At 64.1% G+C, this 12,514-nt stretch carries 12 protein-coding genes and 1 pseudogene; 7 read left to right on the top strand and 6 right to left on the bottom strand.

Going from position 1 to position 12,514, the window contains the following annotated elements; genetic code table 11:
• Nucleotides 1-2 precede the first annotated feature (2 nt).
• Nucleotides 3-1,550: an acyl-CoA synthetase gene (locus YUU_RS0146565; protein WP_027528235.1), complete on the top strand. Its 1,548-nt coding sequence runs from the start codon at nucleotides 3-5 to the stop codon at nucleotides 1,548-1,550.
• 101 nt (nucleotides 1,551-1,651) lie between these two features.
• On the opposite strand, the pseudogene YUU_RS58100 reads toward YUU_RS0146565, so the two are convergent.
• The 3 genes and pseudogenes from YUU_RS58100 to YUU_RS0146555 all read right to left on the bottom strand — a co-directional run.
• Nucleotides 1,652-1,822 (bottom strand): annotated as a pseudogene (locus YUU_RS58100) (arylsulfatase); the annotation flags it as partial.
• Nucleotides 1,823-1,960: a hypothetical protein gene (locus YUU_RS62225; RefSeq protein WP_245288335.1), complete on the bottom strand. Its 138-nt coding sequence runs from the start codon at nucleotides 1,958-1,960 to the stop codon at nucleotides 1,823-1,825. It abuts the pseudogene before it with no gap.
• 68 nt (nucleotides 1,961-2,028) lie between these two features.
• Entirely contained in the window at nucleotides 2,029-2,319 is a 291-nt protein-coding gene (locus YUU_RS0146555; protein WP_027528234.1) for a hypothetical protein, read from the bottom strand.
• A gap of 220 nt (nucleotides 2,320-2,539) precedes the next feature.
• Between YUU_RS0146555 and YUU_RS0146550 the strand changes: the two genes are divergently transcribed.
• Together YUU_RS0146550 and ppc are read left to right on the top strand one after the other, a co-directional pair.
• Nucleotides 2,540-2,944 (top strand): YccF domain-containing protein, encoded by a 405-nt coding sequence (locus YUU_RS0146550; RefSeq protein ID WP_027528233.1) that lies wholly within the window; start codon nucleotides 2,540-2,542, stop codon nucleotides 2,942-2,944.
• Between the two features lie 237 nt (nucleotides 2,945-3,181).
• Complete coding sequence (ppc, locus tag YUU_RS0146545; RefSeq protein WP_027528232.1) at nucleotides 3,182-5,992, top strand: phosphoenolpyruvate carboxylase; 2,811 nt, start codon at nucleotides 3,182-3,184, stop codon at nucleotides 5,990-5,992.
• Nucleotides 5,993-6,052: 60 nt separating this feature from the next.
• On the opposite strand, the gene YUU_RS0146540 is transcribed toward ppc, so the two are convergent.
• The 3 genes from YUU_RS0146540 to YUU_RS0146530 all read right to left on the bottom strand — a co-directional run bounded on the left by YUU_RS0146540 (nucleotide 6,053) and on the right by YUU_RS0146530 (nucleotide 8,683).
• Nucleotides 6,053-6,967, bottom strand: coding sequence for an SDR family NAD(P)-dependent oxidoreductase (locus YUU_RS0146540; RefSeq protein ID WP_027528231.1), 915 nt, complete (start codon nucleotides 6,965-6,967; stop codon nucleotides 6,053-6,055).
• Between the two features lie 159 nt (nucleotides 6,968-7,126).
• A complete protein-coding gene (locus YUU_RS0146535) occupies nucleotides 7,127-8,266 on the bottom strand; it encodes a thiolase (protein ID WP_027528230.1) in 1,140 nt (379 codons plus the stop codon).
• Nucleotides 8,267-8,269: 3 nt separating this feature from the next.
• Nucleotides 8,270-8,683 (bottom strand): Zn-ribbon domain-containing OB-fold protein, encoded by a 414-nt coding sequence (locus tag YUU_RS0146530; RefSeq protein ID WP_027528229.1) that lies wholly within the window; start codon nucleotides 8,681-8,683, stop codon nucleotides 8,270-8,272.
• A 202-nt stretch (nucleotides 8,684-8,885) separates the two neighbouring features.
• Here YUU_RS0146530 and YUU_RS0146525 point away from each other — a divergent pair, with 202 nt between their 5' ends.
• The 4 genes from YUU_RS0146525 (at nucleotide 8,886) to alkB (ending at nucleotide 12,452) form a co-directional block, all read left to right on the top strand.
• Nucleotides 8,886-10,235 carry an amidase gene (locus YUU_RS0146525; protein WP_027528228.1) on the top strand — a complete coding sequence of 450 codons (1,350 nt, stop codon included), beginning with the start codon at nucleotides 8,886-8,888 and terminating at the stop codon, nucleotides 10,233-10,235.
• On the top strand, nucleotides 10,228-10,914 hold the full coding sequence (locus YUU_RS0146520) for a DUF2848 domain-containing protein (RefSeq protein ID WP_027528227.1): 687 nt from the start codon (nucleotides 10,228-10,230) through the stop codon (nucleotides 10,912-10,914). Before YUU_RS0146525 ends, YUU_RS0146520 begins: the two co-directional genes overlap by 8 nt.
• A gap of 128 nt (nucleotides 10,915-11,042) precedes the next feature.
• Complete coding sequence (locus YUU_RS0146515) at nucleotides 11,043-11,789, top strand: 2OG-Fe(II) oxygenase (protein WP_027528226.1); 747 nt, start codon at nucleotides 11,043-11,045, stop codon at nucleotides 11,787-11,789.
• A 9-nt stretch (nucleotides 11,790-11,798) separates the two neighbouring features.
• Nucleotides 11,799-12,452 carry a DNA oxidative demethylase AlkB gene (gene alkB, locus YUU_RS0146510; protein WP_027528225.1) on the top strand — a complete coding sequence of 218 codons (654 nt, stop codon included), beginning with the start codon at nucleotides 11,799-11,801 and terminating at the stop codon, nucleotides 12,450-12,452.
• The last annotated feature ends 62 nt before the right edge of the window (nucleotides 12,453-12,514 follow it).

Genomic DNA, 12,514 nt, shown 5'->3' with positions numbered 1-12,514 from the left:
CAATGAGCGAAACGTCCCAACTCTTCCTTGGCCTCGCCTCCGGCGAGCGTCGCCGCAGCAACGCCGCAGTCGCCGACCGCGCGAACCGCATCGCAAGCGGCCTCGCCAAGTTCGGCGTCAGACAAGGCGATTGCGTCTGCATGCTCATGCGCAACGACATCGCCTTCCTGGAAGCCGCCTACGCGGCGATGCGGCTGGGTGCCTACGGCGTTCCGATCAACTGGCATTTCAAACCGGACGAGATCAACTACATCCTGCAAGACTCCGGCACGCGGGTTTTGATCGCGCATGCCGACATGCTGCATAGCCTGCGTGAGGCGATCCCTGAAGGCGTCATCGTGCTCAGCGTGCCGACGCCGCCTGAGATATTGAACACCTACAAGATCGATCCCGGTCATCCGGCAACACCGGATTTTGCGATCGATTTCGAGGCATGGCTTGCGCAATTCCAGCCCTATGACGGTCCCGTCGTGCCGCAGCCGATGAACATGATCTACACGTCGGGCACCACGGGCCATCCGAAGGGCGTGCGCCGGCACGCGCCGACGCCGGAGCAGCAAGCTGCCGGAGAGCGCATGCGCGCGATGATCTATGGCCTGAAGCCCGGATCCCGCGCGCTATTGCCGGGACCGCTCTACCATTCCGCGCCGAACTCGTTCGGCATTCGCGCAGGGCGGCTCGGCGGCGCGCTGGTGCTGATGCCGCGGTTCGAGCCGGAAGAGTTTCTGGCGCTGATCGAGCGCTTTTCGATCGACACCATCTTCATGGTGCCGACCATGTTCATCCGCCTGATGAAGCTGCCCGAGGCGGTGCGCGAAAAATACGACGTCTTCTCGCTGCGCCATGTGATCCACGCCGCCGCGCCGTGCCCGCCCGACGTCAAGCGCGCCATGATCGAATGGTGGGGGCCGGTGATCCACGAATTCTACGGCTCGACCGAATCCGGCGCCGTGACCTTCGCCACGTCAGAGGATGCGTTGAAGAAGCCCGGCACGGTCGGCAAAATCTCACCCGGCGCCGAGCTGCGTTTCATTGGCGAAGATGGCCGCGTGCTCGATGTCGGCGAGATCGGCGAAATCTATTCGCGCATGCGCGAGAGCACGGACTTCACCTATCACAACAAGCCGGACAAGCGCACCGAGATCGACCGCGACGGCTTCATCACCTCGGGCGATGTCGGTTATATCGACGCGGACGGCTACGTCTTCATCTGCGACCGCAAGCGCGACATGGTGATCTCGGGCGGCGTCAACATCTATCCGGCCGAGATCGAAGCCGTGCTGCACGCCATCCCCGGCGTGCACGATTGCGCGGTATTCGGCATCCCCGATGCCGAGTTCGGCGAGGCGCTGATGGCGGTGGTCGAACCGCAAGCCGGCGTGATACTGGATGAGGTTTCCATCCGCGCCAGCCTGAAGGCACACTTGGCCGACTACAAGGTGCCGAAGCACGTGGAGATCCGAGCCCAATTGCCGCGCGAAGATTCCGGAAAAATTTTCAAGCGCCGCCTGCGCGACCCCTATTGGGAGCAGGCGGGCCGGAAGATCTGATAGGACCGAACAGCGGGCGCGGAGTCCTGTGAAAGCCAACGGGGCCGCGCCTCGCGCGGGCCCGCCGGCCAAGGGCGTATTGATTCATCCAGTTGAATGAGCTATTTGGCCATTGCCGTCCTGGCTGCCTCTATCGTGGCTTTCACCGCATCGAGATTGAAGCTCGCACCCCGCTGCATTGGCGGAAACTCGATCGCGGTCTGAGCGAGCTTCTCGACTTGCTGCTGAACGAATACGAACCGCCAGAATTCGTATTTGAACCAGTCGAAATATTATTGTGCCCCGAACTTGGTCCCGCTGTCGGGCCACCCCGTGCGCTCTGCAACGGCGGTGCTGGCCATCAACATATCGCGGCGATTGAGCTTGCTCTTGTCTGAGTTCGAGTTGTTTTCGTTGATCGATTTGGGCATTGCTTTCTCCGGCTGCGGGATGGACCTGAACCCGGCATGGCTTATCGCGCCCTTGATCGACGATGTGGCTATCGCAATTGCTCCACCTTTGCAGCCATGTCGGGATATCGGCTGATCCTGTACGTTGCGTTGTCACACGTCAGAACCCAGACCTCGTGATCCGGCTTTGATCGCGCGGTGTCCCGGTTCGCACGCTGTGGCTTGTTGCAAACGATACCTTGGCTGCGGATTTGAGCTGCCAGCATGTCCTTCGGCGTTTCGTCGGCAGCTTTTGCGATTGAGCGGAAAGGCACGCTGTCCGACAGCGGACCTCCAACGAGCAGAAAAGTTGCGATCGAGAGGTACTTGAACTCGCGCATGGCGAAATCTCCTCACGCGCCAAATTGAAACTAGAAGTCGCATCCTGCGATGTTGATTTAGATCAATCGAGATGTGCTTCGCTTCATTTCCGACGAGCCTCGCCGCCACGAGTGGGTGGCGAAAGTTGCGCGTGGTCAAACGGGAGCCGATCTCGGAGATGTCTTCGCAGCGATAGCTTTCGGGCTTATACAAGCACGATCATTGACCGCGGATTATCCCATGGCTCCGGTTTCTATCCTGCTCAACTTGCTCTGGATTCTCATCGGCGGTGCCTGGATGGCGTTCGGCTGGCTGGTGGCTTCCGTCATCATGGCCATCACCATCGTCGGCCTGCCCTGGGCGCGGGCGGCGTTCAACATCGCCGTCTACACGCTGCTGCCGTTCGGCTCAAAGGCGGTGCGGCGCGACGAGGTCACCGGCGCGAGCGATATCGGCACTGGCCCGCTCGGGTTGCTTGGCAATATCATCTGGTTCCTGCTCGCCGGCTGGTGGCTGGCGCTCGGCCACCTCGTTACCGCCGTGATCCTGGCGGTTACCATCATCGGCATCCCCTTCGCCTGGGCCCATCTGAAGCTCGCGGGCATCGCGCTCTGGCCGATCGGCAAAGCGATCGTACCGGCCTAGCGCCGACGGGCCACAATATCTTGTGTTTCTGGTTGGATACGTCGGGCAAGCCCTACTTTGCATGGGGTTGATTTCGAGGAAATGGAAGTCCGCTTGCACCGTTCGGGCAAACCAATCTGTACGACTTTGCCCGTTTGGCTCCGGTGTGCACCGCCTCCAAGTTTATCTTGCACCGCGGCAAAAAACTTGCACACTCGCTGGGCCGGGAAGCCAAGGGACTTCGAAGGGAATTTAGCCATGTCCCTCCAGACCGTACCATCGGACGCAGCGATCGACCGTTCCAACCGCGCCGAGGAGGCCCAGGCGCTGGAGGCGGATGTCCGGCTGCGGGACGATATCCGCCTGCTCGGGCGCATCCTCGGCGACACGGTACGTGACCAGGAGGGCGCGGACGTGTTCGACCTGGTCGAGCGCATCCGCCAGACCTCGATCCGGTTCCACCGTGACGAGGACCGGCTCGCCCGCCGCGAGCTCGAGCAGATCCTCGACAGCATGTCGATCCCCGATACTCTGCGCATCGTCCGCGCCTTCAGCTATTTCTCGCACCTCGCCAACATCGCCGAGGACCAGAACAACATCCGCCAGATGCGCGCCCGCAGCGCGGCCAAGGAAACTGGATCACGCGGCGGATCGGGCGTACTGGCCGAGACGCTGGGCCATGCCAAGAGCGCGGGCGTGGGCGCCGACGCGTTACGCAACTTTTTCAAGGAGGCCCTCGTCAGCCCGGTGCTGACGGCGCATCCGACCGAGGTCCGCCGCAAGAGCACCATGGACCGCGAGATGGAGATCGCGGCGCTGCTGGACAGCCGCGAGCGCCTTGCCATGACGGCAGACGAGGCCGCGGCCAGCGACGAGCAGTTGCGGCGCGAGGTGCTGACGCTGTGGCAGACCAATCTGTTGCGCCGGACCAAGCTCACCGTGCTCGACGAGGTCGGCAACGGCCTGTCGTTCTATGACTACACCTTCCTTCGCGAGGTCCCGCGCCTCATCAACGCGCTGGAGGACCGGCTGGAGGAGGGCGGCGAGCAGGCGGCCGCCGAGCTCGCCTCGTTCCTGCGCATGGGAAGCTGGATCGGCGGCGACCGCGACGGCAATCCGTTCGTCACCGCCGACGTGATGCGCGGCACGCTGCGGCTGCAATCGAGCCGGGTGATGCAGTTCTATCTCAACGAGCTGCACGTGCTCGGCTCGGAATTGTCGATCGCGGCGCATCTCGCCGACGTTTCCGAGGAGCTGCGCGCGCTCGCCGAGCGCTCGCCCGACACTTCGCCGCACCGGAGCGGCGAGCCCTATCGCCTCGCGGTCTCCGGCATTTATGCCCGTCTGACCGCGACGGCCGAAAAGCTCCAGGTCGAGATCACCCGCAGGCCGGTCGGCAAGGGTGCGCCGTACGAGAGCGTCAGGGAATTGCAGGCCGATCTCGACGTGCTGCACCGCTCGCTGATCTCGAACAATGCCCGCGTCATCGCCCGCGGCCGCTTGCGACTGTTGCGGCGCGCGGTGGATTGCTTCGGCTTCCATCTGGCAAGGCTCGACATCCGCCAGAACTCGGCGGTGCACGAGCGCACCATCGCCGAGCTGATCGATGCGGCAAACCCCGGCATGTCCTATCTCGCGCTCGGCGAGGAGGCGCGCATTGCGCTGCTCACCAACGAATTGCGCAGCACGCGCTCGCTGGTCTCGCAATTCGTCAAATACAGCGACGAGACGATGGGCGAGCTCAACGTCTTCCATGCCGCCGCGGAAGCACATGCGAAGTTCGGCTCGGACGCCATCCCCCAGTGCATCATCTCGATGTGCAAGGGCATGTCGGACATGCTCGAAGTGGCCGTTCTGCTCAAGGAGGTCGGTCTCGTCAATCCGTCGGGGCGCAGCGCCATCAACGTCGTGCCGCTGTTCGAGACCATCGAGGACTTGCAGGCCTCCTCCGGCATCATGGACCGCATGCTCTCGCTGCACGACTACCGCCGTCTGGTCGACAGCCGCGGCAGCGTGCAGGAGGTGATGCTCGGCTATTCCGACAGCAACAAGGATGGCGGCTTCGTCACCTCGGGCTGGGAGCTCTATAAGGCGGAGATCAATCTCGTCGAAGTGTTCGAGCGCCATGGCGTGCGCCTGCGCCTGTTCCACGGCCGCGGCGGCTCGGTTGGCCGTGGTGGCGGACCGAGCTATGACGCCATCATCGCGCAGCCGGGTGGCGCTGTGAACGGCCAGATCCGCATCACCGAGCAGGGCGAGATCATCTCGTCGAAATATTCCAACGCCGAAGTCGGCCGCAACAATCTGGAGATCCTTGCGGCTGCGACGCTGGAGGCGAGCCTGTTGCATCCGCGCCAGAGCGCGCCGCGGCGCGAATATCTGGCCGCGATGGATGAACTGTCGAGCCTCGCATTCAAGGCCTATCGCGGCCTCGTCTACGAGACCGACGGCTTCGTCGATTATTTCTGGTCGTCGACCGTGATCAACGAGATCGCGACGCTCAACATCGGCAGCCGCCCGGCCTCGCGAAAAAAGACCCGCGCGATCGAGGATCTGCGCGCGATCCCCTGGGTGTTCTCGTGGGCGCAGTGCCGCCTGATGCTGCCTGGCTGGTACGGTTTTGGCAGCGCGGTCGAGACCTGGATCGCGGAGCACCCCGACAAGGGCATGCCGTTCCTCAAAGAGCTCTACAAGGAATGGCCGTTCTTCCGCATGCTGCTGTCGAACATGGACATGGTGCTCGCAAAGAGCTCGATCGCGATCGCCTCGCGCTATGCGGAGCTCGTGCCGGACGAAGCCTTGCGCGAGAAGATTTTCGGCCGCATCCGCCGCGAATGGCATTCATGCATCGAGACGCTGCTCGATATCATGGGCCAGGACCGGCTGCTCCAGGGCAACCCTCTGCTCGAGCGCTCCGTGCGCCACCGCTTCCCTTATCTCGACCCGCTCAACCACGTGCAGGTCGAGCTCTTGAAGGAGCACCGCGCGCAGAATCCGGACGAGCAGGTGCTGCGCGGTATTCAGCTCACCATCAACGGCATCTCGGCGGGCTTGCGGAATACGGGCTAGCTTCACCGCCTGTCATTCCGGGTTCGGCTCTGCGAGCCGCCCGGAATGACAGGCGGATGTTCACACCGGATCCCAGGTGAAGATGTCGGCCGAGCGATCGAGCTTGTAGAACGAGCCCTTGAGCGCCGGCATCGCATGCTCGGCGATCGACTGCGGCGTCCAGCCGTCGCTGCTCTGGACCGAGCGGATGGGGCGCGACTGGCTCATCAGGAAGATTTCGTTCATGCGCACGGCAAAGATCTGCCCGGTGACGTCCTTGGCGGCGTCACTGAGGAGATAGGCGACGACCGGCGCGATCAATTCGGGCCCCATCTTCTGGATTTTCGCGACGCGCGCCTTCTCGGCCTCGGTCTCGGTCGGGATGGTGCCGATCATGCGGCTCCAGGCGAACGGCGAGACGCAGTTCGAGCGCACGTTGAAGCGGTTCATGTCGAGCGCGATCGACTTCGACAGGCCGACGATACCGAGCTTGGCGGCGGCATAGTTGGCTTGGCCAAAATTGCCGATCAGACCGGAGGTCGAGGTGAAGTGCACGAAGGAGCCGCTCTCCTGCTCGCGGAACAGCCGTGCGGCGGCGTGGGAGACGTAGAACGAGCCCATCAGGTGCACCTTGATGACGGCCTCGAAGGCTTCCACGCTCATGCGGTGGAAGATCATGTCGCGCAGAATGCCGGCGTTGTTGACGACGCCGTCGAGCCGGCCGAAATGATCGGTCGCGGTCTTGACGATCTTGCTGGCGGGAATGGCTTCCGCGACGCTCTCGAAATTGGCGACCGCCGTGCCACCGCGTTTCTTGATCTCCTCGACCACCTCCTCGGCGGGTGCGGCGCTGGAGCCCGAGCCATCCGATGCGCCGCCGGGATCGTTGACGACGACCTTGGCGCCCTCGGCCGCGCACAGCAGCGCGATCTCGCGTCCGATGCCGCGCCCTGCGCCGGTGACGACGACGACCTTGTCCTGCAGTGAATTCGTCATGTGGGTTCTCCGCTATCGATCCAACTTCCGTCGTCATTCCGGGATGCGCCGCAAGGCGCAGGCCCGGAATCCATACTCCCGATCGTGGTTATGGATTCCGGGCTCGTCACTTACGCGACGCCCCCATTGCGCAATTGCGCAATGTGGAATGACAGATGCCTACCTTTCGTTCGTAAACACGATAGTGCCGCTCGCAGCGAACATGCCGCCGACGCCGTGGCACACCGAAATCTTTGCGTTGGGCACCTGCGCCGGCGCGATGCCGCGCATCTGGCGCACGCTCTCCTGCAGCGCGTACATGCCGTACATGCCCGAATGCATGTAGGAGAGGCCGCCGCCATTGGTGTTGATCGGCAGCTTGCCGCCCGGCCGCGTGTTGCCGTCGGCAATGAAACTGCCGGTCTCCTCATAGGGCATGAAGCCGAGATCGCCGAGGCCGAACAGGGGCAGATGCGCAAAGGCATCGTAGATCATGAGATGGTCGACGTCCCCATGCGCGATGCCGGCTTCCTTGAAGGCAAGGGGCCCCGCGACCTTGAAGGCACGCGAGGAATTAAAGGTCCCCATCTGGCTGACCATCGGCGTCTCGACGCTCTCGCCGGTGCCCATGATGTAGACCGGCTTGCTCGGAAAATCCTTGGCGCGGTCGGCCGAGGTCAGGATCAGCGCGCCGCCGCCGTCGGTGACGAGGCAGCATTGCAGCAGCCGGAACGGATAGGCGATCATGCGCGAGTTGAGGACATCAGCGATCGTGATCGGCTCCTTCATCATCGCGCGCGGATTCTTCGCCGCCCATTCCCGCTGCACCACCGCCACCATCGCAAGCTGCTCGTGGGTGATGCCGTAGGTCTTCATGAAGCGCAGCACGGGAATCGGGAACATGCTGGGTGGCCCGTACACGCCGAAGGGGGCTTCGAACTGGCCGTTGAGGCTGTCCGGCGCGGTAAAGCGCGGCTGCTTGCCGATCATCGACTTGCCGCTCTCGGCATGGGTGATCAGCACGGTCTTGCACAGGCCGGCCTCGATCGCTGCGGCCGCGTGACGGACATGCAGCATGAACGAGCAGCCGCCGACCGACGTACCGTCGACCCAGGTCGGCTTGATGCCGAGATAATGGCAGACCTGCTGCGGGGTCTCGACGGCGGTGGCAAAGCCGTCGATGTCGCAGAGCTTCAGTCCAGCGTCCGCAATGGCATTGAGCGCTGCATCCGCATGAAGCTGGAGCTGCGACATGTTGGGGATGACGCCGAGCTCGGTTGTTTCGGCCGCGCCCACGACGGCGACTTGGTTCCTGCGCATGGCCTATCCCTTCGCCGGACGGAACACGGGGAGGGTGATGGCGTCGTCGAGCTTCTGGAAGGCGACCTCGAGCTTCATGTCGAGCTCGAGCGCTTCCGGCGTCTGCGGACAGTCGATGATGTTGCTCATCATCCGCGGTCCCTCCGCAAGCTCGACCACCGCGATCGCGTAAGGCGGCGTGAAGCCCGGCGCGGCGGGGCGGTGATTGATCACGTAGCTGTAGAGAAAACCCTTGCCGCTCGCCTTGAAGACAGAGACTTTGCGCGAGGCGCAGGAGGTGCAGAACGGACGCGGCGGGAAATAGACATGCGCGCAGGCGTCGCAGCGTTGCAGGCGCAGCTCGCCCGCTTTCGTGCCGTCCCAGAAATGCTGTGTCTCCGGCGTCGGTTTCGGTCGCGCGCGCTGCGGTTCGGCCATTGCGGCAGATCCTCCCAAGCAAGTCCTCCCCATGGCACAGGCTTCGCGCCTGCCCGTTTCGATCTTGATGCGACAATTGACTATTGGGCGTCAACGGTCCAGCGATGTGTGTGCATGGTAAGTATACCGCCGCGCGCACAATGCTTGTGTCGAACTGAGTCAGCGCGATAGATTGCGCGTGCCAATATTCCGTGAGACAGACATGCCCAACTTTCCGACACTGGCGAAGCTTGCCGAAGACCTCGAGAGCGGCCGTACGACCTCCCGAAAGCTGGTTGAGGAATGCCTCGCCAGGATCGCCGATCCGGCCGGCGAAGGCCAACGTACCTTCGTCCATGTCGACAAGGCAGCGGCGCTCGCCGCGGCTGATGCGATGGATGGCTTGCGCAAGGCCAACGCGGTGCCGTCGCGCTATGCCGGCATTCCGATCTCGATCAAGGACCTCTTCGACATCAAAGGACAGACGACGCGCGCCGGCTCCCGCGCGCTCGACGATTCCGATCCGGCGGAGCACGACGCGGCGGTGGTGGCGCGGCTGCGCCGCGCCGGCTTCGTGGTGATGGGGCGGACCAACATGACCGAGTTCGCCTATTCCGGCATCGGCATCAATCCGCATTTCGGCACGCCGAAGGGCGCCTGGAACCGGGCCGAGGGCCACGTGCCCGGCGGCTCGTCATCCGGCGCGGCAGTGTCCGTGCTGGACGGCATGGCGCATGCGGCGCTCGGCACCGATACCGGCGGCTCGTGCCGGATCCCGGCGGCCTATAACGGCATCGTCGGCTACAAGCCGACGCAGCGTCGCGTGCCGCTCGATGGCTCAGTGCCGCTGTCATTCTCGCTCGACAGCATCGGCCCCCTGGCGCGAACGGTCAGTTGCTGCGCCGTACTCGACGCCGTGCTGGCGGACGAGCCGATCGTTCCGCTCAAGCCGCGGCCGGTGAAGGGCATGCGGCTTGCGGTGCCGACCACCATTGCGCTCGACGACCTCGACACGGCCGTCGCGCAGACCTTCGAGCGGGCGCTGGAAGCGCTCGCCAGTCACGGCGCTACCATCGAGCGCATCGAGATGTCGGAATTCCACGACATCGGCCCGATGAACGCCAAGGGCGGCTTTGCGGCCGCCGAAAGCTACGCCTGGCACCGCTATCTCATCACGGCCAAGGGCGACGTCTATGATCCTCGCGTCGCGGTGCGGATCATGCGCGGCGAGGCGCAGAGCGCGGCCGACTACATCGATCTCCTCAACGAGCGCCGCTCGCTGATCGCGCGGGTCAATGCGCGGATCGCGCCCTATGACGCGTTGGTGCTGCCGACCACTGCCAATACGCCGCCGAAGATCGCCGACCTTGCTGACGACAAGGCGTTCACCACGGCTAACTTGCGTGCCCTGCGCAACTGCACCCTGATCAACATGATCGATGGCTGCGCTATCTCGTTGCCTGCTCATCGCGAGGGTGATGTTCCCGTCGGCCTGATGCTGGCGGGCGCCGGCGGATCGGACCATCGCATTTTCGAGCTTGCTGCCGGCATGGAGGCCGTGATCCGTGTTTGACCTGACCTTCACCGTCGACGCCCAGGACACGACAACGCCGCTGACGCTTGCGATTGACCAGGCCGTTATTGCCGGCTGGACCGGCCGCGATCCCGTCGCGCGCGACAAGCACATCGCGGAGCTCGAGGCGGTCGGCGTTGCGCGGCCCGCGTCGACGCCGATCTACTACCGCGTCTCGGCGCGGCGGCTGACGATGGAAGACAGCATCGAATGTTCCGGCGGCGAGTCCTCCGGCGAGGTCGAGTTCGTGCTGATCGGCTGGCAGGGCCGCATCTTCGTCGGCTGCGGCTCCGACCACACCGACCGCAAGGTCGAGGCCTACAGCGTGACCGTCTCGAAGCAGATGTGCGACAAGGTCGTCGCGCCCGTGTTGTGGGAACTCGAGGACGTGATCGGCCACTGGGACAAGATGGTCCTGCGCTCGTACGCTTGGATCAACGGCGAGCGTGTGCTCTACCAGGAGGGCACGCTGGATGCGATGCTACCGGTTGCCGAGCTGATCGCGCGCGGCTTCGACGGCAAGAATCTGCCTGACGGTTGCGCCATGTTCGGCGGCACCTTCGCCGCCAAAGGCGGCATCCGCCCGGCCGACCGCTTCGAGTTCGAGCTGGAGGATCCCGTGCTAAAGCGCACGATCAAGCACGGGTATGACGTGGTGACGTTGCCGGTGTTGGGCTGACCGATCGCGCCGTCATTGCGAGCGCAGCGCAGTCTGGATTGCTTCGTCGCAGGGGCTCCTCGCAAGGACGGGGAGACAGTCGGAAATCGGGTGGCGGCGGGCGGACCAGTCCTGCGAAAGTCGTAGCCATGACAGCAACAGCGCGCAAATCACCTCATAAGCCATCCGTCGACCTCGCCGCCCACGTCGACACCCTCGACTGGTCCCAGATCACCGCCGAGCTCGACACCCAGGGCTGTGCCGTCCTCAAGGGCCTGCTCACGCTGGACCAATGCCGCGCTATCGCCACGCTCTATCCGGACGACTCCAACTTCCGCAGCCGCATCGTGATGAGCCGCCATGGTTTTGGCCGCGGCGAGTACAAATATTTTTCCTATCCGCTGCCCGATCTCATTACGCAGCTCCGGCCGGCGCTGTATGCGCATCTGCACGGCATCGCCAATCGCTGGAACGAGGCGATGGGAATCGATATCCGTTATCCCGCGGCGCATTCGGCGTTCCTGAAGCGCTGCCACGAGGCGGGCCAGAGCCGGCCAACGCCGCTACTGCTGCAATACGAGGCCGGCGACTACAACTGCCTGCACCAGGATCTCTATGGCGAGCACGTGTTTCCGATCCAGGTCGCGATTCTGCTTTCCGAGGCCGGGCGCGATTTCACCGGCGGCGAGTTCGTGCTGACTGAGCAGCGTCCGCGCATGCAGTCGCGCGCCGAGGTCGTGCCGCTATTGCAGGGCGATGCGGTGGCTTTTGCCGTGCATCATCGCCCGGTGCAGGGGACGCGCGGCACGTATCGGGTTAATCTGCGCCATGGTGTCAGCCGGATTCGGTCCGGACAGCGCCACACGCTGGGTGTGATCTTCCATGATGCAAAGTGAGCGCGATCGTTGACGGCGGATTTGTTCGATATTCTCGCCGAGGCGCAGCCGTCGCGCGAAGACGTCGGGGACGGAGCCGTGCTGCTGCGTGGATTTGCGGGGACGATCGAGCACGAGCTGATCGCCGCCGTCCGCGCGATCACGGCGCAGTCGTCGTTTCGGCAGATGACGACGCCCGGCGGCTACCAGATGTCGGTGGCGATGACGAATTGCGGCGAGCGCGGCTGGATCACCGATCACACCGGTTATCGCTATGATCCGATCGATCCGTTGTCCGAAAAGCGGTGGCCGGCGATGCCGCCGATATTCCGAGACCTGGCGAGACGCGCGGCCGAGGAGGGAGGTTTTCCCGGCTTCGCGCCGGATGCGTGCCTCGTCAATCGCTACGAGCCGGGCACGCGGCTGTCGCTGCATCAGGACAAGGACGAGCTGGATCTCTCAGCGCCGATCGTGTCGGTCTCGCTCGGGCTTCCCGCGATCTTCCTGTTCGGCGGCATGGCACGTAGCGACAAGCCGCGCCGCCTCCGTTTGGTGCACGGCGATGTCGTGGTGTGGGGCGGATCCTCCCGGCTCGCCTATCACGGCGTCGCGCCGCTTGCCGACGGCGAGCATGCGCTGCTCGGCCGTCAACGGATCAATCTGACCTTCCGCAAGACGCGCTGACGGTTCCGTTGTCATTCCGGGGCGCGCGTTGGCGCGAACTATGGTGCGCGATTGCGCACCTG

Origin of the sequence: Bradyrhizobium sp. Ec3.3 (genome assembly GCF_000472925.1) — a bacterium.
Lineage (GTDB): Bacteria > Pseudomonadota > Alphaproteobacteria > Rhizobiales > Xanthobacteraceae > Bradyrhizobium.
Note: the sequence above shows the minus strand (reverse complement) of the source record. Positions and strands in the feature narration are given on the sequence as shown.